The sequence below is a fragment of the Salegentibacter sp. BDJ18 genome (genome assembly GCF_017579965.1).
Lineage (GTDB): Bacteria > Bacteroidota > Bacteroidia > Flavobacteriales > Flavobacteriaceae > Salegentibacter.
Genome location: NZ_JAFLQX010000003.1, coordinates 226,447 through 251,763, shown reverse-complemented (window position 1 = coordinate 251,763; position 25,317 = coordinate 226,447). Strand labels below are relative to the sequence as shown.

General features: G+C 37.6%; 20 protein-coding genes and 1 tRNA gene. 7 read left to right on the top strand and 14 right to left on the bottom strand.

Features of this window, described 5'->3' with window-relative positions:
• Positions 1–3: 3 nt before the first annotated feature.
• A complete protein-coding gene (rsmI, locus tag J0871_RS03665; RefSeq protein ID WP_208223508.1) occupies positions 4–675 on the top strand; it encodes a 16S rRNA (cytidine(1402)-2'-O)-methyltransferase in 672 nt (223 codons plus the stop codon).
• Positions 675–1,241 (top strand): uracil-DNA glycosylase family protein, encoded by a 567-nt coding sequence (locus J0871_RS03660; protein WP_208223507.1) that lies wholly within the window; start codon positions 675–677, stop codon positions 1,239–1,241. Before rsmI ends, J0871_RS03660 begins: the two co-directional genes overlap by 1 nt.
• Before the next feature lie 17 nt (positions 1,242–1,258).
• Here J0871_RS03660 and ade read toward each other — a convergent pair whose 3' ends face one another.
• A complete protein-coding gene (ade, locus tag J0871_RS03655; RefSeq protein ID WP_208223505.1) occupies positions 1,259–2,884 on the bottom strand; it encodes an adenine deaminase in 1,626 nt (541 codons plus the stop codon).
• A 133-nt stretch (positions 2,885–3,017) separates the two neighbouring features.
• On the opposite strand from ade, the gene recJ reads away from it, so the two are divergent.
• Both recJ and J0871_RS03645 read left to right on the top strand, forming a co-directional pair.
• Positions 3,018–4,712 (top strand): single-stranded-DNA-specific exonuclease RecJ, encoded by a 1,695-nt coding sequence (recJ, locus tag J0871_RS03650; protein WP_208223503.1) that lies wholly within the window; start codon positions 3,018–3,020, stop codon positions 4,710–4,712.
• Between the two features lie 109 nt (positions 4,713–4,821).
• Positions 4,822–5,175 (top strand): hypothetical protein, encoded by a 354-nt coding sequence (locus J0871_RS03645; RefSeq protein ID WP_208223501.1) that lies wholly within the window; start codon positions 4,822–4,824, stop codon positions 5,173–5,175.
• Here the strand turns inward: J0871_RS03645 and J0871_RS03640 are convergent.
• Positions 5,172–5,930, bottom strand: coding sequence for a UDP-2,3-diacylglucosamine diphosphatase (locus tag J0871_RS03640; protein ID WP_075325329.1), 759 nt, complete (start codon positions 5,928–5,930; stop codon positions 5,172–5,174). The genes J0871_RS03645 and J0871_RS03640 overlap by 4 nt on opposite strands.
• An 81-nt stretch (positions 5,931–6,011) precedes the next feature.
• Entirely contained in the window at positions 6,012–6,461 is a 450-nt protein-coding gene (locus J0871_RS03635; RefSeq protein WP_208223499.1) for a 6-carboxytetrahydropterin synthase, read from the bottom strand.
• Between the two features lie 101 nt (positions 6,462–6,562).
• Here J0871_RS03635 and J0871_RS03630 point away from each other — a divergent pair, with 101 nt between their 5' ends.
• Positions 6,563–7,219 carry a 2OG-Fe(II) oxygenase gene (locus J0871_RS03630; RefSeq protein ID WP_075325327.1) on the top strand — a complete coding sequence of 219 codons (657 nt, stop codon included), beginning with the start codon at positions 6,563–6,565 and terminating at the stop codon, positions 7,217–7,219.
• A gap of 188 nt (positions 7,220–7,407) precedes the next feature.
• Here J0871_RS03630 and J0871_RS03625 read toward each other — a convergent pair whose 3' ends face one another.
• From J0871_RS03625 to J0871_RS03610, 4 genes are all read right to left on the bottom strand, one after another.
• Positions 7,408–7,596, bottom strand: coding sequence for a hypothetical protein (locus J0871_RS03625; RefSeq protein ID WP_057480960.1), 189 nt, complete (start codon positions 7,594–7,596; stop codon positions 7,408–7,410).
• Between the two features lie 268 nt (positions 7,597–7,864).
• Positions 7,865–8,632, bottom strand: coding sequence for an enoyl-CoA hydratase/isomerase family protein (locus J0871_RS03620; RefSeq protein ID WP_208223497.1), 768 nt, complete (start codon positions 8,630–8,632; stop codon positions 7,865–7,867).
• A gap of 444 nt (positions 8,633–9,076) precedes the next feature.
• A complete protein-coding gene (locus J0871_RS03615; RefSeq protein WP_208223496.1) occupies positions 9,077–10,405 on the bottom strand; it encodes an MATE family efflux transporter in 1,329 nt (442 codons plus the stop codon).
• Positions 10,406–10,484: 79 nt separating this feature from the next.
• The gene (locus J0871_RS03610) at positions 10,485–11,006 is read right to left on the bottom strand and encodes a GNAT family N-acetyltransferase (protein ID WP_208223495.1); all 522 of its coding nucleotides are present in this window, start codon (positions 11,004–11,006) and stop codon (positions 10,485–10,487) included.
• Between the two features lie 73 nt (positions 11,007–11,079).
• Here J0871_RS03610 and J0871_RS03605 point away from each other — a divergent pair.
• Positions 11,080–11,153, top strand: a tRNA-Ala gene (locus tag J0871_RS03605).
• A gap of 317 nt (positions 11,154–11,470) precedes the next feature.
• Here the strand turns inward: J0871_RS03605 and J0871_RS03600 are convergent.
• The 5 genes from J0871_RS03600 to J0871_RS03580 form a co-directional block, all read right to left on the bottom strand.
• On the bottom strand, positions 11,471–12,373 hold the full coding sequence (locus J0871_RS03600) for an alpha/beta fold hydrolase (RefSeq protein WP_208223494.1): 903 nt from the start codon (positions 12,371–12,373) through the stop codon (positions 11,471–11,473).
• 7 nt (positions 12,374–12,380) lie between these two features.
• Positions 12,381–15,116, bottom strand: coding sequence for a PD-(D/E)XK nuclease family protein (locus J0871_RS03595; RefSeq protein WP_208223493.1), 2,736 nt, complete (start codon positions 15,114–15,116; stop codon positions 12,381–12,383).
• Positions 15,117–15,190: 74 nt separating this feature from the next.
• Entirely contained in the window at positions 15,191–16,600 is a 1,410-nt protein-coding gene (locus J0871_RS03590) for an OmpA family protein (protein WP_075325320.1), read from the bottom strand.
• A gap of 193 nt (positions 16,601–16,793) precedes the next feature.
• Positions 16,794–17,987 (bottom strand): glycine C-acetyltransferase, encoded by a 1,194-nt coding sequence (kbl, locus tag J0871_RS03585; RefSeq protein ID WP_075325319.1) that lies wholly within the window; start codon positions 17,985–17,987, stop codon positions 16,794–16,796.
• 32 nt (positions 17,988–18,019) lie between these two features.
• A complete protein-coding gene (locus tag J0871_RS03580) occupies positions 18,020–21,151 on the bottom strand; it encodes a UvrD-helicase domain-containing protein (protein WP_208223492.1) in 3,132 nt (1,043 codons plus the stop codon).
• A 166-nt stretch (positions 21,152–21,317) separates the two neighbouring features.
• On the opposite strand from J0871_RS03580, the gene J0871_RS03575 reads away from it, so the two are divergent.
• A complete protein-coding gene (locus J0871_RS03575) occupies positions 21,318–21,926 on the top strand; it encodes a superoxide dismutase (protein WP_075325317.1) in 609 nt (202 codons plus the stop codon).
• 470 nt (positions 21,927–22,396) lie between these two features.
• Here the strand turns inward: J0871_RS03575 and J0871_RS03570 are convergent, their stop codons facing one another.
• Complete coding sequence (locus J0871_RS03570) at positions 22,397–24,295, bottom strand: amidophosphoribosyltransferase (RefSeq protein WP_208223491.1); 1,899 nt, start codon at positions 24,293–24,295, stop codon at positions 22,397–22,399.
• Positions 24,296–24,358: 63 nt separating this feature from the next.
• Positions 24,359–25,282 carry a PfkB family carbohydrate kinase gene (locus tag J0871_RS03565; protein ID WP_208223490.1) on the bottom strand — a complete coding sequence of 308 codons (924 nt, stop codon included), beginning with the start codon at positions 25,280–25,282 and terminating at the stop codon, positions 24,359–24,361.
• Positions 25,283–25,317 lie beyond the last annotated feature (35 nt).

The following is a 25,317-nucleotide window of genomic DNA, read 5'->3' as shown; positions in this document are numbered from 1 at the left end:
TTAATGGGAAAATTATTCCTGGTTCCAACGCCAATAGGAAATTTGGACGATATGACTTTTAGGGCGGTAAAAGTGCTAAAAGAAGTAGATACAATTCTTGCCGAAGACACCCGAAATAGCGGGAAACTCTTAAAGCATTTTGATATTGGTACGCATATGCAAAGTCACCATATGCACAACGAGCATAAAACAGTAGATCACATTGTTGAACGGATTAAAAGCGGCGAAAATATTGCGCTGATAAGTGATGCCGGAACTCCCGCAATTTCAGATCCCGGGTTTTTATTAACGCGCGCTTGTGTTGAAGCAGGCATAGAAGTAGATTGCCTTCCAGGCGCTACGGCTTTTGTTCCGGCGCTGGTAAACAGTGGATTTCCAAATGATAAATTTATTTTTGAAGGTTTTTTACCGGTAAAAAAAGGCCGCCAAACCCGCTTGAATTTACTTGCAGAAGAAACCCGAACTATGATTTTTTACGAATCGCCTCATAAATTGCTGAAAACCTTAAAACATTTTTCAAAGTATTTTGGCGAAGACAGGCCGGTTTCGGTTTCGCGGGAAATTACCAAACTTCACGAAGAAACAATTCGCGGTACGGCAGCTGAGGTTCTTCAGCATTACACCAAAAAACCGCCTAAAGGTGAAATTGTAATTGTAGTAAAAGGAAAATCTTAATGCAGCAATTGCTAGAAGAAGCCAGGGCCTGCAAATTTTGTGAAAAGCATCTGCCGCTTGGAGCAAAACCTATTGTTGAAGCCACTAAAGAATCTAAAATTGTTTTAATAAGTCAGGCGCCGGGAAGAATAGTCCACGAATCGGGGATTGCCTGGAATGATCAAAGCGGGAAAAAGCTTCGGGAATGGCTGGGAGTAGACGAAAGCACTTTCTACGATACCAATAATTTTGCGATTCTTCCTATGGGATTTTGCTATCCCGGAAAAGCCAAAACCGGGGATGCACCACCTCGCAAAGAATGTGCACCAATGTGGCACGATACTATTCTTTCAGAATTAAATAATGTTGAACTCACCATTTTAATTGGAGCTTATGCAGCAAATTATTACCTGCCCGGGAAATTAAATCTTACCGAGAAAGTAAGTTCTTACCAGGATTTTTTACCTGATTATTGGTGTTTGCCGCATCCCTCGCCGGTGAACCGTTTTTGGAGAAGTAAAAATCCCTGGTTTGAGAAAGAGGTGGTACCCAAATTACAAACCAGGATTCATAAAATTATAGATTGATTGGCTAACCGTGTTAATTACTCTGCCAACTCAACAAAATCAAACTTTTTTCCGCTAAATAGGCCTTTATCCGAAAGTTTTAGATCGGGAATTACTAAGAGCGCCATAAAAGAAAGGGTCATAAAAGGAGCTTTTAGGGTGCTGCCCAAATCTTTGGCCATTTTATCAATTTCCTCGTATAATTTTCCGGTTTCCCAACCATCTTTATCGCTAATAATTCCGGCAATTGGCAGCGGAAGTACTTTTTCATCATTTCCATTCACGCTACAAATTCCTCCTTTATGCTTAATGATGAGGTTTACCGCGTTACAAATTTCTTCGTCTGAAGTTCCCATAGCAATAATATTATGAGAATCGTGCGCTACGGAACTTGCTATCGCTCCTTTTTTTAATCCGAAATTCTTTATAAATGCTACTGCAGGAGCTTTGTCCTCATAACGGTTTACAACCGTGATTTTTAAAATATCATTTTCATTATCTGAAATTAGTTCCCCGTCCTTTTCTAAAGCTTTCTGTTGAATTTCATTAGTAATAAGTTCACCATCCAGCGCTTCAATAACTTTAATAGTATTACCGGCTGCTTTTATTTTGAAATCTTCCGGCTTTTTGGATGAAGTATTAAAATTATTCGGCTTTTCGAATGGAGAAGATTTGATGTGAGATTTACCATTTTCAGCAACTAGCTCACCATCAATATAAGTTTGTAAAACTTCAAAGTTGGTCAGGTCTTTTACCGAAATAAAATCGGCGGGATCGCCCACTTTTAATTGTCCGACTTCTAAATTATAGTGATTTATTGGATTAATACAAGCGACTTCCAGCACCTTAAATACATCTATACCTTTTGCAACTGCCCTGGCACAAAGCTGGTTAATATGTCCTAAAATCAGGTCGTCGGGATGTTTGTCGTCTGAACAAAACATCATATTTTTATAATGTTCCGGCAGCAGATCTATAAGCGCTTCAAAGTTTTTAGCGGCGCTGCCTTCGCGAATGAGTATCTTCATTCCCAAACAAAGCTTTTCCTCGGCTTCTTCAGCGGTATAACATTCGTGGTCTGTAGAAATACCGGCTTCAGCATATTTTTTAGCGTCTTCTCCGCGCAATCCGGGTGCATGGCCATCGGTGGGTTTATTAAAATGTTTAGCCCAGGCAATTTTCTTCATCACTTCTTCATCTTCGAAGATCACGCCGGGATAATTCATCATTTCCGCGAGATATTTTATTTCAGGAAGCGCCAATAGGTCTTTAGTATCATCAGCATTAATAACTGCTCCCGAAGTTTCAAAATTGGTAGCCGGCACACAGGAAGGCGCGCCAAAGTTAAATTTCAACGGACTTTTCTTTCCATTTTCAATCATAAACTTAACGCCTTCTTTCCCCAAGACATTGGCAATCTCATGAGGATCTGAAACTGTAGCCACCGTACCGTGAATAGCAGCTAAACGGGCAAACTCGGTAGGGACCAACATAGAACTTTCAATATGTATATGCGCATCTATAAACCCGGGAAGCAGAAAGCTTTTTACTTCGTGCTCTTTTTCTTCAATCTTTTTAATCTTTCCATGCTCAATGCTTATTTCCGCAGGAAAAATCTTCCTGTTTTTAATATCTACGAGCTGGCCCTGTATAATTTTGATCATATTTTATCTATAAATCCTAAAGCGTGAAATTAGGGATTATTATTAATTGCTGAAAAATTTCTATTAATCTGTTTTAGTGAATTCCCCCTTATTGGTATTGAAATACTATACGTATTTTTGAAAAAAACTTACGATGCGCTGGACTTTAAAACCTAAACCCGATTCTTTAGTTGTTAATAAACTTGCCGAAGAATTAGGGGTGGAAACGCCTGTGGCGACACTTTTAGCGCAGCGTGGAATAATGACTTTTGAAGCTGCAAAAAAGTTTTTCAGGCCCAGTTTGGAAGAGCTGCACGATCCCTACCTGATGAAAGATATGGATGTGGCTGTAAACCGAATTCAGCAGGCAATTGCTTCCGAAGAAAATATTATGGTTTATGGCGATTATGATGTAGACGGAACTACAAGTGTGGCTTTGATGTCTTCTTACTTAAAAACCCTTACTCCGAATATTGCGACCTATATTCCCGACAGGTATACTGAAGGTTACGGTATTTCTTACCAGGGAATTGATTTTGCGGCAGATAACGAAATTTCGCTGATTATTGCACTGGATTGTGGAATAAAAGCCATTGATAAAGTGGCTTATGCCGCTGAAAAAGGAATTGATTTTATTATTTGTGATCACCACCGGCCGGGAGAAACTATTCCTGAAGCCGTTGCAGTGCTGGATCCCAAGCGCGAAGATTGTGAATATCCATATAAAGAACTTTGTGGTTGCGGGGTTGGTTTTAAATTGATCCAGGCTATAAACTCTAAAAGAGGAGGAAAGCCCGAGGTTTTGTTGCCTTATCTGGATTTGGTTGCTACTGCCATTGGAGCCGATATCGTACCTATAACCGGGGAAAACAGAATTCTGGCCTATCACGGTTTAAATGTTATTAACGTAGCACCGAGAACTGGTTTTAAAGCAATTCTGGCACAGGTTAAGAAGGATAAACTCACGATAACTGATGTAGTTTTTATTATTGCACCGCGTATAAATGCAGCCGGAAGAATGAAGCACGGTTTGCACGCCGTGAATTTACTTACCGAAGAAGACGAAGCGACCGCCATGGAATTCGCTGGGGAAATAGAGAATTTTAACGCCGAAAGAAAAACTACCGATAAGGCGATAACGGTTGAAGCATTAGATCAAATTGAAGAGTTACAGGAGCAGGAACGCTATAGTACCGTGGTTTATCACGAAGGCTGGCATAAAGGCGTGATTGGTATTGTAGCATCCCGTCTAACCGAAACTTATTATCGGCCCACACTGGTTTTTACTAAAAGCGGAGAGAAACTGGCGGCTTCAGCTCGCTCGGTGAAGGGTTTTGATGTGTATAATGCTTTGGAAGCCTGTAAAGAACATATTGAGCAGTTTGGCGGACATAAATATGCAGCAGGATTGACTTTGGAAGTTTCGGAATATGAAAATTTTAAAGCGAAGTTCGAGTCGGTGGTTTCTGAAACTATAGATAGGCGGCTGCTAACTCCTGAGATTGCAGTAGATGCCGAAATCAATCTGGATGAAATTACTCCGAAATTCTTTAGAATTCTAAAGCAATTTGCTCCTTTTGGGCCGGGGAATATGAGTCCGGTTTTTATGACGCAAAACCTCACCGATACCGGTTATGGGAAATGTGTGGGAGCAGATGAAGCGCATCTTAAGTGCAAGGTTGTACAGCAAGGAAAATCGGCAATGTTTGATATGATTGGTTTCGGACTGGGAGAAAAATTTGAAACAATTTCAGAAAAGAAAACCTTTAAAGCGGTGTATTCTTTAGATGAAAATGAATGGAACGGGAATATTTCTATTCAGTTAAAATTAAAAGATATCAGCGAATAAATCTTTTCTATTTAGATTCATTTTAAATAATAATTTTATATTTGGGTAACTTATTTCGAAGCAAGCTTCGGAGTTTTTAAATCTCGATTATCGAGTAAATTATTTTAAAATGGATGATGTAGCTGTAATTTATCACAACAAATTGGGAATTTCTTTTCGGTGGAAAAATAATTTACCGAATGCTGATCCTGCCAGGATACAAATGGTTTTTAAGGATATGGGTTTCTATTTGTTACCTGAAGAAATTCAACATTTTTCCAATAATTTAAAAGCAGCTAAATATTATAATTGTGGTAATTGTACCAGTGAAAAATCCTGTAGGAACATTCTGTTGAGATCTCCACTTGAAAAAATGGATTTCGCGGTAAGTGCAGTAGAACTGGAGCAAATTTCAGACTTAATAGAAGGAACTTTATTTAAATTAAACCTGGAAAATTATTTGACTGGCTGTGGGAGGAATTAAAATTCTAATTTCTTTAAAACTGTCTTCTCACCATCAAAAACCGCGTAGGTGTAAAAGTCTATCCAGTCGCCGGTGTTGATATAGGTCGATTTTCCGTTTAGGTCGATTTCCAGGGGTAAATGCCGGTGGCCAAAAAGAAAGTAATCGTAATGCTTTTCTTCTAATTTTCGCCTACAATATTGAATAAGCCATTCCTTTTCTTCTCCTAAAAATTTTTGCTCCTGGTCTCCCGAGATCGCTTTATTTTTTACTGAAAAATACTGCGCCAGAGGAATGCCTAAATCTGGATGCAACCAACGATAAAGCCATTTTGAAAACGGATTGGTAAAAACCTTTTTCATTCGTTTATAACCGTGGTCTCCGGGTCCCAGGCCGTCTCCGTGGCCCACAAGAAAGGTTTTATTATTGAATTCAAATTCTTTAGGCTTACGAAATACGGGGATACTAAGTTCGTCTTGAAAATAACTTTCCATCCACAAATCGTGATTCCCTACAAAAAAATAGATCGGGATTCCGCTGTCTTTAATTTCTGCAAGTTTCCCTAGAACCCTTACAAAACCTTTAGGCACGGCGTGTTTATACTCAAACCAGAAGTCAAAAAGATCACCGAGAAGAAAAATAGCAGCAGCGTCTTCTTTAATTTCATCCAGCCATTTTACAAATCTAATTTCCCTTGGTCTACTTTCTTCTTGAGTAGGTGCACCAAGGTGATTATCACTGGAGAAATAAACTTTTTTGCCTTCGGGAATAGTCATTTATGATAATTCTAAGCTGTAAATATAATATTTTAGAAAAAGAGCTCACGGGTTTCACTCCCCCTTCGGGGGATGGGGGGCTTATTGATCGTTTGCAAACCATTCCGCAAAACTGGATTCGGTTTCCTGGAGTTTTAGCGAGTGTAGTTTTATATGCTCCGGTAAATGTTTTTGAATCTTTTCAGCAAAATTTACCACCATATTTTCGCTGGTGGGTTGGTATTCTACCAGAATAACGTGATGTCCTCGATTTTTTAATTCTTTAGCAAGCTCTACGTGAGGCGTATTCTTGTTAAAAACCGTGGCATGGTCAAACTTATCTACAATTTCAGATTTTACGATCTTTTTCAAATCTCCAAAATCTATTACCATCCCAAACTTCACATTATCTTTATCGGTAATAGGTTCTCCAATCACACAAACACTAAGTTTATAGCTGTGGCCGTGTACGTTTCGGCATTTTCCGTCGTAGCCATAAAGAGCGTGGCCGGTTTCAAAAGAGAACTGTTTGGTAATTCTAATCTTGCTCATCTCGCGTTATTTTTGGCAAAGTTAAGGGTTTTTTAGCGTTATATTTTTTTGGTCCTGCAATTATGTTTCTGTTGTATATTTGCCCGTTTTTTTAATGAAAAATGATAACAGAAACTGCTCCCGAACTTTTTGAACAACTGGATTTTATAGAAAATCCTTTTTACGAAAACATTATTACCGATTTAGTTGAAAATCAATACTGTACTGTAGACGATTTTTTTAATGCTGAAGAAGTTGCAATGCTTCGCAATTCTTTAAAATCGAAATTTGAAGAAGCGCAATTCAAAAAGGCGGCGATTGGTAATAAAAACAATGAAATTGTTGCGAAATCTATTCGCGGGGATTTTATTTTATGGCTTAACGAAGCTGAAGCGGGAAAAGCCGAAAACCTGTTTTTCAACAAAATCAATTCGTTAGTATCCTATTTAAATAAAACCTGTTTCCTGGGAATTTTAACTAAAGAATTCCATTATGCTCTTTATCCTGAAGGTACTTTTTATCAGCGACATCTGGACACATTTCAGAATGACGGGAGAAGAAAACTTTCTATGGTTTGTTATTTAAACGAAGAAGACTGGAAGCCGGAAAATGGAGGGGAATTGGTAATTTATTCCGAAGAAAATGGGGTTGAGGTTTCAAAAGCTATTTATCCAATGCCAGGTCGTGTTGTAATTTTTGAAAGTCAGGTGCTGGAGCATGAGGTGAAACCGGTACAAACTGCAAGATTAAGTATTACGGGTTGGTTAAAAACTCGATAACCGAAATTAACTTCTCCTAGATTTTTCTCGAAACAAAGAAAGGCTTTTTCTGGCTGGGCAGAAATTAGCCCGCGCGGGTTATTTGTTGAATTTTTTATAAAGTACCACAACAATTAAAACCAGCGCTAATATAAGCCAGAATCCCATTCCGCTTAGAAAACTTAGAAATTCCCAGGTATCTTCTCCCATTAGTTCATGCGGCTTTTTTGCTGCCTTCTTCTCCAGTTATAGCGAGCATAAAGAAAAATGGCAAGAATAAGTAAAATACCCATCAGGTAAAGCCAGTTGTCGGCAATAAACTCCCAGATGGTAAAACCCCATTCCTGTTCGCTGGTTGCGTCGCGGTCTTTTGGTAAATGTTCCTGCGGTAAACTCATAGGCTTATTTCTAGAGTGGAAATTACACTTTTCTCACTAAGGAATATGTTATAATGATGCTAATTTCCTGCGCTGTGGTTTTTAACCATTTTGAGAATGAAGTTTTTTATTTCTGATCCTTCTGCGATGAAAAAAGATTAGCGGTGCTAAAATTAAAAGGAAACTAAAAAGTAGTACCAAGAAATTATCAGCCAAAGCCGAACCGATAGAAACCCCCAGATCTTGAATTTGGCCGCCGTTGGTGTTCAAGTAAAGTAAGCGCATATTTTTATTTTTTATATTTAGCTAAAGCATTTTTAGTAAAATCTGAAAGTACTAATTCTCCCGAAATTGCAGCTCTTTCAGCCAGTAATTTATCCCAATGATCTGTATTTTTCCACAGCATTTGTTTCATTTCGTAAAGTGCTTCGGGATTATAGGAAGCCAGTTTTTCGGTAAAAATAGTTACCTCCTTATCAAGCTCTTTTAGACTTTCAAACACGCGGGCATATAAGCCTTTATCTTTGGCCCAATAAGCGTTTTTCCATTCGTGGGCAGCTAGACTCAACTCTCCAAGTGCGCCAACACCAATTTTGCGCTCTACGGCCGGGGCAATTACAAACGGACCAATACCTATGCTAATTTCTGAAAGTTTTACTGCAGCAGCATCAGTAGCCATAGCATAATCGCAAGCAGCAACCAATCCAACACCACCGCCAACGGTTTTTCCCTGGATACGGCCAACGATGAGTTTTTTACAGTTACGCATCGCGTTTAAAACTTTGGCAAAACCCGAAAAGAATAATTTTCCGGCCTGCATAGTTTCAATCGCTACAAGTTCGTCAAAAGAGGCGCCGGCACAAAAGGCTTTTTCTCCTTCAGATTTCAATAAAATCACTTTTACGCTGTCGTCTTCAGATAATTTCTGAAACTCTATCTCAAGGCGATCTAATAACTCTGAAGGGAAAGAATTACTGGCAGGATGGCCAAATTCTAAGTGGGCGATTCCATTTTCAATATTGGTATATAAACTTCCGTTTTCACGCGTGGTAGACATAAATTTAAATTTTCAGTTAGCTGAGTACCCAAATTTAGAAAGATTAACGCTGAAATAAATTTTTTTGGTTCAATAATTTAAAATTCAATATTAGAACATAAATCTTCTTCTACCATTGATGCAATTTATTTACATTAGGAATACCAGTGATTTAATTAAAACCTTCGAACAGCTTATTTTTCATTTTCTTTGTTCGCCCAAAGAAAACGAAACAAAAGAAAAGGCGCTTTTTCCAAGGTATTTTTCAGCAAAGTTGAAAACCAGTTCTGTTTTGCTAAAACCTTTCCAGGGTTTCAAGATTTTTTAACGCAAAAACAAAACTTATAATGCGGAAAAAGATTCCAAAGCGCTGCTTTAAAACGTCAACATCACGGTTTTTCAAAATTTTTGTATCGAATCCCACTGAGACTGCAAACTGCTCACTAAAGATTGCCAACTGAAAACTCAAACTTCTTTCTGTAAATATTTTCTTCTGAATTTAATGACCAAACCGGCGCTTCGAATAAGCATCCAGACGAAAAACGCGATCCAGATTCCGTAGAGTTTTAAACCGTAATAATCTGAAATTAAAAGGGCAGGAGTAAAGCCCAGAAATGTGGCTACTAAAAGTAAATTCCGTAGATATTTTGCCTCGCCCAAACCTTTAAAAATTCCGTCGAACATAAAAGCGATGGCATTTACCGGTTGCATTAATAGTACGATCCAAAAAACCGATGAGAATATGGCCAGGACGGCAACATCCTTATTGAAAACTAACCCAATTTGATTGTAGAACAGTCCGCAGATTGCCATTAGCATAAAGGCGATCAATACTGCGTATTTACTTATTTTTTTACTGAGTTCCCATAAATTCCTGTAATCCCTGGCGCCGAGTAATTTCCCGCCAATCGCGTTCCCGGCGTTCGCATAACCATCTATAAAAAAGCTAAAGAAAAGCCAGATGTTCATCAAAATACTTTGAGCGGCGATATAGTTTTTCCCGTAATCTGTGGCGTAGGCATTGGCCAGGTAAATGGCGAAATTTAAGGCTGCCGTTCTTACAAAAAGGTTGGCGGCCATAAGTAAAAGCCCTTTTAAACGCGGATTTATATTCAAGCTCAGCTTTAAGTGAAAAGGCGTTTTTTTAAAGAAAAACCATAGTGCCATCACTAGCATTGTCCCTTGTGCAGCAAGACTGGCATAAGCGGCGCCTTTAAGATGCATCGCAGGAATCAGTCCGTCAATTCCGTAAACCAGTAGAAAATCTAATCCTACATTTACTGCGGCTCCGGCAAGACTACATTTCATTGCCCAAAGCGTGTTTTGAAGCCCACGGAAAACGCCAAATATGGCAAAAGTCACCAAAGTTAACGGATAGCCCAAGGCACGGATTTGATAATAATCTTCAGAATATTGTAAGATCAAACCTTCGGCGTTATATGCGCTAAAGATTGATTCTGCGAAAAATGCGGTGGTAGCATAGATCACCAGGCTAAAAACAAAATTGAAATATATAGCCTGCGGAATAAGCGTTTTTACCGCGTGAATTCGGTTTGCGCCCAGATGTTGGGAAACAATGGCAGAAATAGCGGTTTTTGTTTGAGCTACGATCCAAATAATCGCTGAAAGAAATGAACCTACAATTCCTGCCGCAGCCAGCGCTTCAACCGAGTTTTTTTCTACATTTCCAATTACCGCAATATCTGTAAGCGAGATTAACGGCTCGGCAATCCCGGCGATAATTGCGGGAATGGCAATTCGGTTTATATTTTTAAAACTAACAGAAGATTCCAACAGCGGTTATTTTCAGCAGCAAATATAAAATGCTTTATTGTAAAGCCTCATCGCAAGACTAATTTCTTAAAGGTTCTTCTCAGTTTTCGTTTAAAGAAGTTGCTAAAAGTTTTTCGTAGCAGTGAAAAGGATGTTCATTTTTATGCGGAAAATAGACATCACCAAGTTTGGTGTATCCACGGGCTTCGTAGAATTTTTGATTGCGAATATTTTTACTGAAGGTATCTAACCTTATAGAGGTAAAATTCTTGTTTTTAGCGAATTCTTCAGCAAAATCCATCATTTTCCTGGCGTATCCTTTTCCCCAGAATTCTGGGTGCGTGGCCAGCCTGTGAACATAAAGATTATTGCCGGTTTTGCTAAGCCAGTTTATATTTCGGTAAACTTCATCCATATTGGGAGTAAGAACTATAATGGCGATAATCCTATTCTCTTTCTCAAAAACATATAATTCTTGCTTCTCAATATCGTTTTGAAGCTTTTCCAGGGAGGGATAATGTTCATTCCATTGAAAGATATTTTGTTGCTGAAGCGCTTTTGCACAGGCTTCGGTTAGTTTCTTGATCTTCCTGAGATCGTTTAGGTTAGCTTTTCTAATCATTTTTTAATCAACAATAATAAATAAAAGTTCTTTGTTGGAATTTACAGAAAATTATTACATTTGCCTTCCAATTGGGGGATTAGCTCAGCTGGCTAGAGCGTTTGGCTGGCAGCCAAAAGGTCATCGGTTCGACTCCGATATTCTCCACAAAACCACCGTTTTTCGCGGTGGTTTTTTTATTTCCGAACTTTTTAATTTTCAAAATATTGAGAGCTGGCTAGTGCGTCCCGATGCAAGATCGGGAAGGCATCGGTTCCCACGACGCTTCGGGGCGATATTCTTCACAAACCACGCTGTCTAAACAAGGTTTTCGTCAAGCTGAACTTGTTTCAGCTTCTAACATGTTTAGATTATCAAAATATTAGATTCTGAACTAAATTCAGAATGACGATTTATTTAAAATAAAAAACGATCTTAAGAATTAACTCAAGACCGTTTTTAGTGAAAATATTCTTTTAATAAGCTTAAGAATCAGCTTCGTCGTTATCTATGTATTCATCTTTTAGATCCTGAACGCTGGCATCGAGAAAAGTTGCTGTTCTGTTGAGCACGTGCTGAAATTCTTTAGTTAATTCATCTTTATTCCACGGGTGGGAAATACCAAAAACGTGATCGGCATTTTCTACCAAAAGCAATTTAGAAATAGCACTCCATTCAAATAAATTCCCGGCATCGGCAATAGATACCGTGGTGTCATTACTTCCGTGAGCAATAAAATGAGGAATATCCAGCTTTTTGGTTGCTTTTTGAATATTTAAGCGCTCCCTGTTTTCTCTAAAATTTTTATAGAATTGGTAATGATGCGGTAATTGCTGCCCGGTACGTGTATTTTTTATGTATTGTACGCCTTTTTTCTCCCAGGCTTCCAGTTCTTTTTCTTTCGGGAAACGAGAAGCAAAATCACTTACCGCGGCTAGGGTAATAAGCTTGTTAATTCTTTCTTCTTCAGCAGCTTTTATAATTGCAATTCCGCCACCTCGGGAATGCCCAATCAGGTTAATACTCTTCACATCTATTTGTTGAGCCTGGTCAAAATCTGGGGTTAGCACCCAGTCTATAACGGTTTGGAGGTCATCTAACTCCTTTATATAATTATTATCTCCAAAGGCTTCAATATTTAAAAATTCGGTTGGGTTTTCTGGAGAAGTCCCGTTATGAGAAAAGTTGAATTTCACGAAGAAATAACCTTTTTCGGCATAAAATTCTCCCATTTTATCCCAGGCGCCCCAATCTTTAAAACCTTTATAACCGTGGCAAAAAATTATGATTGGCTTGGGTTTCTTATCGTCGTTAAAAATTAAATCTATAAGAATAGGTTTATTGTGCTTTCCATCTATCTGGAGGTTAGTTCTTTTAGTGATTTCCATAGGTTTTTTATATTTCTTTTTCTTTAAAAGGAATTTCGGGATCGCAAATTTCGGTAATTAGTTTCTTTAATTCTATCTCAAATGCGCCTAGAATCTCCTTATTTATAGCAGTTTCTTTATTTTTTGTTCTTGGTTTATCTTTTTTGCCGAATTTCAGGAATCCGCTTTTTAAATTTTTAAATGAAATAATGCCGGCTTCAACCGGTAAATCTATCGAGCTTTGATCTTGCATCATCTTAGTATATGCCAAAACCTGGAAACTTTTGCTGTATTTATCGTAATCTGAAGTCAGATCTTCCCAATCTACAATTTCAATTTTATCCTGGGTTACCTTCCCCGTTTTATAATCAATAATTCTGGTTATACCGTCAGCATTTTCCACACGATCAACTTTTCCGTGCATAAAGATCGGAAAATCAAGATGCTCTATCCTAATTTCAGATTTTAAAGTTTTCTCAATTTTTAGGATTTTAATTTCTTCGGATTTCAGTCTGTCTAATTCCAGGTTTAAAAAGTTGCGTAAATAACGTTTGGCCACTTCATAAATCAACAGGTTTTTTCCCTGGCTTACCGGTCCGTTCATATAAGATTTTTTAAACTGAAGCGTGATCTCTTCCTGGATCCTAGCTTTAAAATCTTTTATATACTCTTCCGTGAGTATTTGGTTTTCCAGCGGTTTATAAAAATTCTCAAGGCTATCATGTACCACCGTCCCCAATGTGTTGTAAGCTACTGTTTCCTCAACTTCTTCGCTACCACGAACATCTAGAACGTACTGCCTGTAAAAGTCAAGCGGATTTCTAATATAAGAAGTTAGGGCAGAAGGGGAGAAGCCATAAGTAGCGAGAGATTGGATCTTCTCCATGATTTCAGGAGTTTTTTTCACTTCCCGAAGTTCATTTTTAATTGCCGGAACTTTTGGACTCACCATAGCATGCGTGAGCTGATGTCCTGGTTGTTTCTCAATTTCCAGCTGAGTAAGAAACCTGCTTTTTTCTCCGGAATTCAACCCGTCGGTTTCTGTATTATAAAGCAAATGCACATTTTGAGCGCGTTGTAAAAGCCTGTAAAAGTGATAGGTATAAACCGCGTCTTTCTCTTTGTAAGTGGGCAGTTTGTAAGTTTGTTTTAAATCGAACGGAATAAAAGAACTCCCCGATTTACCCGAAGGTAAAACGCCTTCGTTAACCGAGCAAATAATCACATTTTTAAAATCTAAAGCGCGAGATTCCAGCATTCCCATAAGCTGTAAACCTTTAAACGGCCTTCCCTGGAAATCCAGGCTTTGGGTACTCATTATTTCTTTATAAAACTGGTAAAGTGATTTAATACTTTTTAGATGTGGATAAGCTTCGTTGAGGTTTTCCAGCTTATTAAAAAGCACATGAAAATGATATAAAAACTCAAGCCCAAGCTTGTTTTCACTGCTTTTTAAATGAATTTTAACCTGGTTTATAATTTCCTGAAAAGCTTCTAAGGCTTTTTTAGGCGAGTTATCCCAACTTCTAAAACAAGCTTTTATTAAAGATTTTGCTTCAGCAGAAAACGATTTTATAATTTCTTTTTCTGAAAGATTTACCGTGTTTTCTGACTGGATTTTGTCTATAAAAACTTCGGTTTCCTTCTTTAGAATTTCGTTTAAAGCGGGGTGATTAATTACCGAGATCACATCTTTATAATAATATGCCGAACCGGTGTTTTGGTGAATTTGAAATAACCTATCAAACAAAGAAGCAATTGGCGCATTTTTAAGCGGAAATCCCATTGTAATGTTTAAATCCTTTACATTGGGTGGTAAACTGTTTAAAACCGGTAACAAAAGATCTTCTTCTCCTAAAACCACGGCGGTTTCCTGTAGTGTTTCTTCATCTAAATTCGCCAATAATTCTCCTAAATATTTGGCCTGTCCCACATTTTTGGGAACGCCGGTAATTTGAATATTTTTAGCTTTATAATACTCGTTTACGTTAAGCTTAGCTTTCTTCTTCTTATAAACCGGCCAGTCTTTTAAATACTGATTTATAAAAAGGGACGCATCGTGCTGGCGGTCTTTTACGAAAACCTCATCTAAGTCCCAATAGATCTCTGCACGATCGTTTTCTAATAGATGTTGAACTATTAGTTGCTCAGCAGTATTTAGGGCATTAAAACCGATAAAAAGGTGCCGGGCTTTGTTGGTTTGGGTGTATTCTGTAATATTTTCTGAGGCTTTCCTATAAATTAAACCCTGGTAGCCGGTGTTTTTGGAAAGTAATTCTTCTTTTAAGGCTTCGTAAAATGCCGGTAAACTATTCCAAAACGATAAATAATTATTTATCAATTCGGTTTTGGGTTCCTGGATAGACCAATGTTTTAGGTCCTGAATATCTGCCAGGTAATTAAAAAAACTTTTGTAATCTATTAAATAACGGTCTATTTCATTAAAATCGTGGATAAGGCTTTGTGCCCAGGCCGTAAAAGTTTCAAAATCTTCCTGTTCCTCTATTGGTGTAATTTTCTTGTAGACATTATAAAATTCGAAAAGAGTAAGGGTATTATCTACAGTTTTTATTTTAGAAATTACTTCTGTGAACTCTTCAATACTATAAACTTTTGGGGCGAAAATGTGATTTTCGCTTAAAGCAGAAAGTTCTTTTAATAGAAAACTTCCCGCACGTTTGCTGGGAAGAATAAAGATGATTTCTGAAATATTTTCTTCTGAAGAAATGAGTTCCTTAAGAACTCCTGAAATAAAAGATACCATAGGCTAAAAATAAAAAACGCCCCGGGAACCGAGGCGTTTTTCTATAATAATTATCTAACTAATTACCAGATTTCTTACTCCATAGAAGAATCAGAATCTTTTACTTCTTTATTTTTATCTAAAGAGATTTCAACCCTACGGTTATCCTGTCTTCCGGCAGCGGTATTGTTAGTAGCAATTGGTCTTTCTTCACCATAACCTTCAGAAGTTAATCTGTTGCTTGGTACACCATTTTCTTCTAACCATTTCTCTACTGAAGCAGCACGCTCACGAGATAGTTTCTCGTTATATTCGGCGCTACCAGTACTATCGGTATGACCTTCAATGTGGAATATTGTATTTGAATATTCATTCATAATATCAGCAATAGACTGAAGTGCTTCTTCTGACTCATCTCTAATTGTAGCCTTGTTCAAGTCGAACAATACAGTTTTAGAATATTCGTTCAATTCAGAAATAACTTCTACGTCTGGTTCTGGACATCCGTTGTTAGCTGCAGTTCCAGCAACTTCAGGACAATCGTCGTCTTTATCTAAAACGCCGTCACCGTCCATATCTTCGTAAGGACAACCATTGTTTTCAGCAGGACCTGCTTCGTTTGGACAGTCGTCTTCGTTATCGGCAACTCCGTCACCATCAGCATCTGGACATCCGTTAAGTTCAGCCAATCCGGCTACTTCAGGACAGTCATCATTAGGATCAGCAATTCCGTCACCATCGGTATCAGGACAACCATCAAATTCAGCTAAACCAGCTTCATTTGGACAAGCGTCCATACGGTCTTCAATCCCGTCACCGTCAGAATCCGGACATCCGTTAAACTCAGGTAAACCTGGAGTTTCTGGACATTCATCATCTTTATCGTAGATCCCGTCACCGTCAGAATCTGTTCCACCGAACATAAATTTCACACCCGCTGCGTGTTGAAAGTGTGTTGCACCATCAACATCAAACACGTGTTTGTAATTAGATTCAACAGTTAAAGCAACATTATCTGTAAACCAGAAATTTAATCCGAATTTACCATTAAGAGTTGCTGCACTAAGATCTGAAATTGGGTAATCTCCATTATCAGCAATGCTGGTGTAACCACCACCAATACCAACAACAGGATCTAACCATCCGTCATTTAATAAAGCTCTTAAGCTGTAGTTAAACGATCCATCTACAGAATAATATGCCATTTGTGGAACAGATTCAGCGCCATATTGTTCTATTTGGTTTACAGAACCCGCAAGTTCAAATACAAAGCCACTTCCAATATAACGACCTACTGTTAATCTAGACATAGATGGCAAGATATTCCAGTGATCTCCAACGTTAAAATAATCGTCAAAAGTTCCTCCTACATCAGTGGTAGGGTGAAAGTCTACCGCGTTGGTTTGAATCCCTATAGACCAGGGATTGTTTGCATCCTGCGCAGTCACCGAAGTAATGCCCAGAACCAACATTGTAGCGAATAAAATTTTGCTAAGATGTTTCATATTCAATAGTTTAGTTTTAAGTGTTAATTGTTAACAAAAGTAGACTGTTAAAGCTTATCGGCAAAGCATAAAATAATAAAGTTTTCTTAATAAACCCTTAGATAATGGCGTTTTTGAGAGCTTTTTAAGATTTGTAAAGCCTTGTTTTTGCTAATATTTCATTATAAGAATCAGCTACTCTTTAACATTGAGACTAAATTATTTCCAATTCTTTACCCACTTTGGTGAAGGCCGCAATGGCTTTGTCTAAATGCTCCTGCTCGTGGGCGGCAGATAATTGTACTCTTATCCTGGCTTTTTCTTTTGGAACTACCGGGTAAAAGAATCCTATTACATAAATACCCTCCTCCAGTAGTCTCTCAGCCATTTTTTGAGATAATTTGGCATCATAAAGCATTACCGGTACAATAGCCGATTCTCCATCTATAATATCAAAGCCGGCATCTTTAATTCCTTTTTTGAAATATTGAGTATTGCTTTTTAGTTTTTCGCGTAGACTATTGTCATTTTTAAGCATATCAAAAACCTTTAACGAAGCACCAACAATAGAAGGAGCAAGGGAGTTTGAAAATAAATAAGGTCTTGAGCGTTGTCTTAGCAATTCTATAATTTCCTTTTTTGCTGTAGTATAGCCACCCATAGCGCCGCCAAGTGCTTTTCCTAATGTTCCGGTGATAATATCTACACGATCCATCACTCCTTTTTCTTCCAGGGTTCCAATTCCTTTTTCTCCAATAAACCCGGTAGCGTGGCATTCGTCTATCATTACCAACGCGTCATACTTATCAGCCAGGTCACAAATTTTATCTAAAGGAGCTACTAGCCCGTCCATAGAGAAAACACCATCTGTAACGATGAGCTTAAATCTTGCTCCTTTTTCGTTGGCATCTTTAAGTTGTTTTTCTAAATCGGCCATATCGCCATTTTGATAACGATATCTTGCCGCTTTACATAACCTAACCCCATCAATAATAGAGGCGTGGTTAAGCGAATCTGAAATTATTGCATCTTCTTTGGTTAAAAGCGGTTCAAAAATTCCGCCATTAGCGTCAAAACAAGCAGCATAAAGAATAGTATCTTCAGTGCCGTAGAAATCGGCTATTTTTTGCTCCAGTTCTTTATGGATATCCTGGGTTCCACAAATAAATCTAACACTAGACATTCCAAAACCGTGGGTGTCCATAGTGTCTTTTGCTGCTTTTATAACTTCTGGATGTGAGGATAATCCTAAATAATTATTGGCGCAAAAATTTATTACTTCCTGTCCGGTAGAAATTTTAATTACCGCATCCTGAGGGCCGGTAATTATTCGTTCTTTTTTAAAAAGGCCGTCTTCTTTAATTTGTTCCAGCTCTTTTTCTAAATGTTGTTTTATTGATCCGTACATAATTTTTAATTTTTTACAAACTTACATTTCTTTTAAACATGGCGCACCTTAAGTGCTTTATTTGTATAAACAAGGTTTTTACTTCCTATTTGGTAACCCATATCTTCTAAAATCCCGGCATAGCTGTTAATTTGAGCTTCGTGGGAAATGTCAAACTTTCCGGTTTTATAGTCTATAATATTCGCTGTTTTTCCCGAAAAATTAATGCGGTCTGGTCTTAGCCTTTTTCCTTCCGGGCTTAAAATATCACGTTCGTTAAAATTTGTAGCGCTTTCTGTATAGTATTCTGAAAGTTGTGGATGATTGGTAATTTCAAGAAGCAATTTTTCTATTTTTTCTGCGGAATCTTTGGTGATTATTCCATCGTTCACCGCTTGTGCAACCACTGGTTTTACCTGTTCTTTATAATCTATTTGTGCCAATAATTCGTGCAGAATTTCCCCTTTTTCAATCGCTTCTTCCTGTTTACTGTCCCATAACATTCCAGATTTGGTCACGATATTCACCGCTTGATTTTGTGTTGCTGAAGAATAAAATTTTTCTGAAATAATATTTGCTGAACTGTTTTTTTCTGAAGTTTTTGGAACGCCAATTTCCCCAAATTCATAAGTATTGATGTTGGAATCCCACCTCCCAATTTCTTTTAAAAAGCCAATCAGTAAGCCTGAAGTCTTATAAGCTTTTTCATTTCCTTTTGAGTCTATTTCTTTTTTGCTGAGCAAATATAGCTGTTGCGAAGCACGGGTACAGGCCACATACAGCACATTTAAGGTGTCCAGCTCTTTTTGATGAATTAACTCGGTGTAAATATCTGAAGCTTTTGGTCCCCAGTTCAGCATTTTATCTGATGCACTCAGGTAATTCATAGGAATTTCATCTAAAGGCGGCTCCATAGGTAACCAAAGTGAATCCATACGAGTGCTTTTGGAATCGGAATTCGCGTAAGGATAGATCACCACCGGGAATTCTAGGCCTTTAGATTTATGGATGGTCATTATTTGTACGGCATCTTCAGCTTTGGGAACTACAATGCTTAAGCTTTCTATTTCCTGTTTCCATAAATCTATGAAATCGGCTATGCCTGCGGTTGCCTTTTGCGTGCTTTCAAAGATAAAATCCAGAAAAAACTGAACATACGCATTAGATGTTTCTACCAGAGAAAAACTTCTAATAATATATTCTGCGGCTTCGTAAACCGAAAGTTGCTTTATTTCATCCAGGTTAAAATTAATATCATACTCTTTCAACCAATTAAAAAATGCTTTTCCATCTTTTGATAAATTGGATGAGATTATGGGATAGCGGTTTTCTATTTCAAGAAACTCGGCCAGGAAATCAAAAAGTTCCAGTTTTAAAATATTGTCTTTAGGACTTAAAGAAAATTCTAGCAAATTAGCGATAAAATTTACTTCAGGAGAATTGGCCACCAGCAAAGTTTCTGAAGAAACTACCGGAATATTATTTTCGCTTAAATAACTCGCAATAGTAACGCCTTCCTTTTTTTTACGGGTTAAGATGCAGATATCTCCTTTTTTAAATTTTCTTTGTTCTAAATTCTGAATAATTTCCAGGATTTTTTCAGGATAAATTTCGTGTTCTTCCGGCGCATTTTCGGCTTCAATGAAGTCGATATTTACATATCCAAAATCTCCTTTTTTAGGATTTTGACCGCTTTCCTGAAACAAATTAGCATAAGCAGGGTGTTGCAAAGTACCGGCTGCATAGCTAAATAAACTATTATTGAAGTTTACAATCTGGCTTCCGCTGCGGTAATTATCTGGCAGATTTTCAACGTATTTTTCAATACTAAAAGGGTTAGTATCTAAGCAAAGGTCTATAAACTGCTCGGCTTTTCCGCCACGCCAACGGTAAATAGATTGTTTGGCATCACCAACCAGCATCGCACTGGCAGGATCCTGTATATTTTCAGAAGAAAGTTTATTATCTATTAGCGGAATAAGGTTTTCCCACTGCATTTGCGAGGTATCCTGAAACTCGTCTATAAAATAATTTTGATAGCGTTCCCCGAGTCTCTCATAAATAAAGGGTGCGGGCTGATTTTTAACCTGCGCGCTTATTTTAGGATTGAATTCTGAAATAAGAATAAGATTGCGCTCTTTTTTAATAAGCTCTACTTCCTGGTTTATGGCATTAAGTAAAGAAAGTTGGGTAAGGTTCTTTTTAATTGAGCTTAGAAAATCCAGATTTAAATACGCTCTTTTTGAAATCTCGAATAGACTAACTATTAAAGATTGAATATCGTCTAATGCATCTTTAACAGCCTGGTTTTTATTAGATTTTGCATAAAGCGGAGCGTTTTCCAGCTTTAGCATCCAGGCCTTTTCAAATCCGTCAATAGGTTTTTGATCTCTTAACTTTATAAAATGCTTATAAACATAACCGCCACTAAAATCTTTTTCTTCGATGCTATTTTTCTCAAGCAAGTCAAAGAACTCGTGGCTTGTTTCTGCAATTAAAGCTTCGGTTTTCTTTATTTCTGAACTTATTCTTTCTTTGAATTTCTGAAAATCTTCTGGAGTTTTTCCCTTTAGTTTTTTTAGTGCTTCCTGGTGATTTTCGCCAATAAGTAATTCAGAAATTTCAAAAAGATCTTTAGCTATATCCCAGCTTTTGTCGTCATCAGTTTTACTAATTGCAAAAGCAATAAGAACCTTTGTAAGCTCTTTATCGGTTCCGGCTTTGCTTATAAGCCTATCTACGGCTTCCCTTAGTATTTGCCGTGTGTTAAGAGCAATTTCAAAATTTACGGGCAATCCAAGATCTTTAGCGAAAGTTCTAAGTACCCGGTGTGTAAAACCGTCTATGGTAGAAACTTCAAAAGCGGCGTAATTATGAATAATACTTTTTAAGATCTTTGCAGCTTTAGTTTTAAGCTCGGCTTCAGATAAACCGGTTTCTTCAGCAATAATTTTAAAAAGCGGATTACTATTAATTGAAGTTTCTCCCGCAGTAAAATCTCTTAAACTGATAATAATCCTGGATTTCATTTCATCTACCGCCTTATTCGTAAAAGTGATAGCAAGAATGTTTTTGTAAGCATCTGGCTTTTTGCTTTTAAAAAGCAAGAGCAAATATTCTTTAACCAGGGTAAAGGTTTTTCCCGATCCCGCCGAAGCATTATAAATAGTGAAATTATTAGTCAAAAAAGCTGGATTTTAATGAAGATTTTGAATTTTAAAGGTAAAATAAAAATGTTTTGTATTCTCCCCCCGCTTTTAAGTATTTTATAACACTAAAATGTTTTTATTAAATAGCTTAATACCTAAATTTGAGTGAATTTTATTACTAATCACTAAAAAATAGATACAAATGGCTTTTGAGTTACCAAAGTTAAAATATGCATTTGATGCATTAGAACCACATATAGATGCGAAGACCATGGAAATTCACCATGGAAAACACCACGCAGGTTACACTAAGAAATTAAACGCAGCAATAGAAGGCACCGATCTTGAAGGAAAAACTATAGAGAATATTCTTGAAAATCTTGATAAAGAAAATACCGCTGTAAGAAATAACGGTGGCGGATTTTATAACCATAACCTGTTTTGGGAAGTAATGTCTCCAGATGGTGGTGGAAAACCAGAAGGTGAACTTGCTAAAGCAATAGATGCTGCATATGGTTCTTTTGAAGCTTTTAAAGACGAATTTGCCAAGGCAGCTGCAGGACAGTTTGGTTCTGGATGGGCCTGGCTTTGTGTTCACGAAGGCGGAAAAGTAGAAATTTGCTCTACTGCAAATCAGGACAATCCATTAATGCCAGGAATTGGTTGTGGAGGAACTCCTATTTTAGGTCTTGATGTTTGGGAACACGCTTATTACCTAAACTATCAAAACCGTCGTCCAGACTATATTGATGCATTTTTTAATGTAATAGATTGGAAAGAAGTGGGAAGCAGATATGCAAAGCAGAAATAATAACTTAGTTATTTTTTGATTATATTATAAAAAGACCGCTGTTTGGCGGTCTTTTTTTTGCCAGAATGTTAAATAAAAAAAGGCGGATTTTTTAAATCCACCTTTCTTTGCCCCAAATCTACCATGAACTTAACCTACTTATGTTATGGTGAGTCTAAAGTATATTGAATAAATGTTGCGTGCAAATTTTTTAGATTAAAGGCGTAAATATCTGTTAAAGTATTGAAATTCAATATTTAATGTAAGAAAATTTGGGTTTTTGTGTAAGTTAGTTGTGGGAAGTTTTATTTTCTTAAGTGTTTTAAAATCGGGTGAAAATAAAAAAAGGCGGATTTTTATATCCACCTTTTTTTGCCCCAAATCTACCATGAACTTAACCTACTTATGTTTATGGTTCTGCTAATGTATAGATTCTTATTTCTGTAAAAAATCATTTTAGACGAAAGGCAGAAAAACTTGTTAAACTGCACTTAGTAGGCTCTCCCTTCATTTCCTTCGTAAAAATTAATAAAAGCTCTATTCACTACCCGGTTACCACCAAATGTGGGATAATTACCGGTAAAGTACCAGTCACCCAGGTTTTTAGGGCAGGCTTTATGTAAATTGTCTACTGTTTGGTAAATCACTTTTACATCTGCCTTTACATCGGTATCACAAAGTAGCTCTGAGATTTTATCTGAAATTTGCTCATCGGTAAAAGGTTCGTAGATTTCCTTAACGAAATTCTTCACTTCTTCATCGGCAAGATCTACCTGGAGTTTACACTTTTCGTAAACCTTTTCCACTATATCGTATTGATTATTATCTTTTAAAAGCTCTAGCGCTGCCCTAAAAGCAACAAGACCTTCCAACCGCGCCATATCTATACCGTAACAATCTGGATAACGAATTTGTGGCGCCGAAGAAACTACTACAATTTGCCGGGGGTTTAACCTGTCCATCATTTTTATGATGCTCTTCTTTAAAGTTGTTCCCCTTACAATACTATCGTCTATAATTACCAGGCTATCTTCTGGTTTAACCACGCCGTAGGTTACATCGTAAACGTGAGCTACAAGATCGTCACGGCTACTATCTTCGGTAATAAAGGTTCTAAGCTTTACGTCTTTTATCGCAATTTTTTCGGTACGTAAACGGTGTGCTAGAATTTCCTGAAGTCGCGCATCGGTTAAAGTATCTTTTTCAGCTAGAATTGCATCGTTTTTCTGTTTATTCAATTCATCCTGTGCGGCTTCAACCATTCCGTAGAAACTGGTTTCCGCAGTATTTGGAATAAAAGAGAAAACCGTATTTATGGTATCGTGGTCTATGGATTTTAATACTTCGGGCATTAATAAACGCCCAAGCATTTTCCGTTCTTTATAGATTTCGGCATCACTTCCGCGGGAAAAATAAATACGTTCAAAAGAACAGGCTTTTCGTTCTAGAGGTTCCAAAATCTGGGTAATGTTTACCTCTCCACTTTTTTTCGTGATAATAGCGTGTCCCGGCGGAAGCTCATGGACATCATTAAAATCTACGTTGAAAGCAGTTTGAATCACCGGTCTTTCTGAAGCAACAACTACCACTTCGTCATCTTTATAATAATAAGCGGGGCGAATTCCCGCAGGGTCACGCAGTACAAAAGAATCACCGTGGCCAAGTAAACCGGCCATGGCGTAACCACCATCCCAGTTTTTAGACGATTTTCTTAGTATTTTGGCAACGTTTAATTTTTCGGCAATAATAGGAGAAGCTGAAACTTTAGAGTAGCCTTGTTTTTTTAATTTTTTATAAAGTTTTTGAACTTCAGAATCTAAAAAGTGCCCAATTTTTTCCATTACCGTAACGGTATCGGCTTTTTCCTTGGGATGCTGCCCAAGCTCGACCAGGTTATTAAAAAGCTGGTTTACGTTGGTCATATTAAAATTCCCGGCCACAATAAGATTACGGTGCATCCAGTTGTTTTGCCTAAGAAATGGGTGTACACTTTCTATACTGTTTTTTCCAAAAGTACCGTAGCGCACGTGTCCAAGATAAACTTCTCCAACATAGGGAAGGTTTTTCTTTTGCAGCGCAACATCTTCAGAATACTCAGGGTTTGCTTTTATTTCGTCGTTTATTCTACCATTTATCTGCTCAAAAATATCCTGGATGGGTTGTGCCGCATTAGATCTTATTCGGCTTATATAGCGATCTCCTGGAGCAGTATTTAATTTAATGTTGGCAAAACCGGCACCGTCCTGGCCTCGGTTATGCTGTTTTTCCATCATTAAATACATTTTGTTAATCCCATAAAAGGCAGTACCATATTTTTCTTTGTAGTACTCCAGTGGTTTTAACAATCGTATTTGGGCAATTCCACATTCGTGTTTTAAGGCGTCACTCATAATTCGTGGCAGATTTTATTCCTGCTTTATATAAAAAATGCCCTGAAAATTCAGGGCATAAGTTTAGGTTAATGCTATTTCAAATTGAGTTAATTTCTTAAACTCTGCGAGGCGCGAATTTACTTCCTCGCCTGAAAGTTCCTCCATCCTCTCGGTTCCAAATTTTTCTACGCAAAAAGAGGCGAGATTAGAGCCGTAAATAATGGCGTTTTTCATATTCTCAAAGCTAATATCTCCAGTTTTTGCAAGATAACCTGCAAAACCGCCTGCAAAAGTATCGCCGGCACCGGTTGGATCAAAAACTTCTTCTAACGGAAGGGCGGGCGCAAAGAACACCTGCTCTTCGTGAAATAATAAAGCGCCGTGTTCTCCTTTTTTAATCACTACATATTTTGGGCCCATTGTAGCAATCTTTTTAGCAGCTTTGGCTAAAGAATATTCGCCAGAAAGTTGCCTTGCCTCTTCATCGTTAATAGTAATTACATCTACTTTGGCAATGACCTTCATTAAATCTTCCAGGGCGTTATCCATCCAGAAGTTCATAGTATCTAAAATGGCGAGTTTTGGAGATTCAATTTGTTCTAAAACGCTAAGTTGTACCAAAGGATGCAGGTTACCTAACATCACAATTTCTGCATCTTTATACGCATTTGGTACTACCGGATTAAAATCGGCCAGTACATTTAATTGGGTATCTAAAGTATCTCTTGAATTTAAATCGTTATGGTAGCGGCCGCTCCAAAAAAAGGTTTTTCCGCCGGGAACCACTTCAATTCCATCTATATTTATATTGTTTTTGGTAAGCAGGTCCAGGTATTTTTGTGGAAAATCGTCTCCAACAATAGATACCACGGCGCTGTCTACATTAAACTGTGAAGCTGAAAGCCCAATATAGGTGCCTGCACCTCCAAGAATTTTATCGGTTTTCCCAAATGGGGTTTCAATAGCATCAAAGGCTACAGTGCCTACAATCAGTAATTTACTCATAAAATGGTTTAATAATTGTGCTGCAAATATACAGT

Bases quoted from the DNA above. Each gene is read 5' to 3' on its own strand.
- rsmI (WP_208223508.1), top strand. From the start codon at position 4: ATGGGAAAATTATTCCTGGTTCCAACGCCAATAGGAAATTTGGACGAT.
- J0871_RS03660 (WP_208223507.1), top strand. From the start codon at position 675: ATGCAGCAATTGCTAGAAGAAGCCAGGGCCTGCAAATTTTGTGAAAAG.
- ade (WP_208223505.1), bottom strand. From the start codon at position 2,884: ATGATCAAAATTATACAGGGCCAGCTCGTAGATATTAAAAACAGGAAG.
- recJ (WP_208223503.1), top strand. From the start codon at position 3,018: ATGCGCTGGACTTTAAAACCTAAACCCGATTCTTTAGTTGTTAATAAA.
- J0871_RS03645 (WP_208223501.1), top strand. From the start codon at position 4,822: ATGGATGATGTAGCTGTAATTTATCACAACAAATTGGGAATTTCTTTT.
- J0871_RS03640 (WP_075325329.1), bottom strand. From the start codon at position 5,930: ATGACTATTCCCGAAGGCAAAAAAGTTTATTTCTCCAGTGATAATCAC.
- J0871_RS03635 (WP_208223499.1), bottom strand. From the start codon at position 6,461: ATGAGCAAGATTAGAATTACCAAACAGTTCTCTTTTGAAACCGGCCAC.
- J0871_RS03630 (WP_075325327.1), top strand. From the start codon at position 6,563: ATGATAACAGAAACTGCTCCCGAACTTTTTGAACAACTGGATTTTATA.
- J0871_RS03625 (WP_057480960.1), bottom strand. From the start codon at position 7,596: ATGAGTTTACCGCAGGAACATTTACCAAAAGACCGCGACGCAACCAGC.
- J0871_RS03620 (WP_208223497.1), bottom strand. From the start codon at position 8,632: ATGTCTACCACGCGTGAAAACGGAAGTTTATATACCAATATTGAAAAT.
- J0871_RS03610 (WP_208223495.1), bottom strand. From the start codon at position 11,006: ATGATTAGAAAAGCTAACCTAAACGATCTCAGGAAGATCAAGAAACTA.
- J0871_RS03600 (WP_208223494.1), bottom strand. From the start codon at position 12,373: ATGGAAATCACTAAAAGAACTAACCTCCAGATAGATGGAAAGCACAAT.
- J0871_RS03595 (WP_208223493.1), bottom strand. From the start codon at position 15,116: ATGGTATCTTTTATTTCAGGAGTTCTTAAGGAACTCATTTCTTCAGAA.
- J0871_RS03590 (WP_075325320.1), bottom strand. From the start codon at position 16,600: ATGAAACATCTTAGCAAAATTTTATTCGCTACAATGTTGGTTCTGGGC.
- kbl (WP_075325319.1), bottom strand. From the start codon at position 17,987: ATGTACGGATCAATAAAACAACATTTAGAAAAAGAGCTGGAACAAATT.
- J0871_RS03575 (WP_075325317.1), top strand. From the start codon at position 21,318: ATGGCTTTTGAGTTACCAAAGTTAAAATATGCATTTGATGCATTAGAA.
- J0871_RS03570 (WP_208223491.1), bottom strand. From the start codon at position 24,295: ATGAGTGACGCCTTAAAACACGAATGTGGAATTGCCCAAATACGATTG.
- J0871_RS03565 (WP_208223490.1), bottom strand. From the start codon at position 25,282: ATGAGTAAATTACTGATTGTAGGCACTGTAGCCTTTGATGCTATTGAA.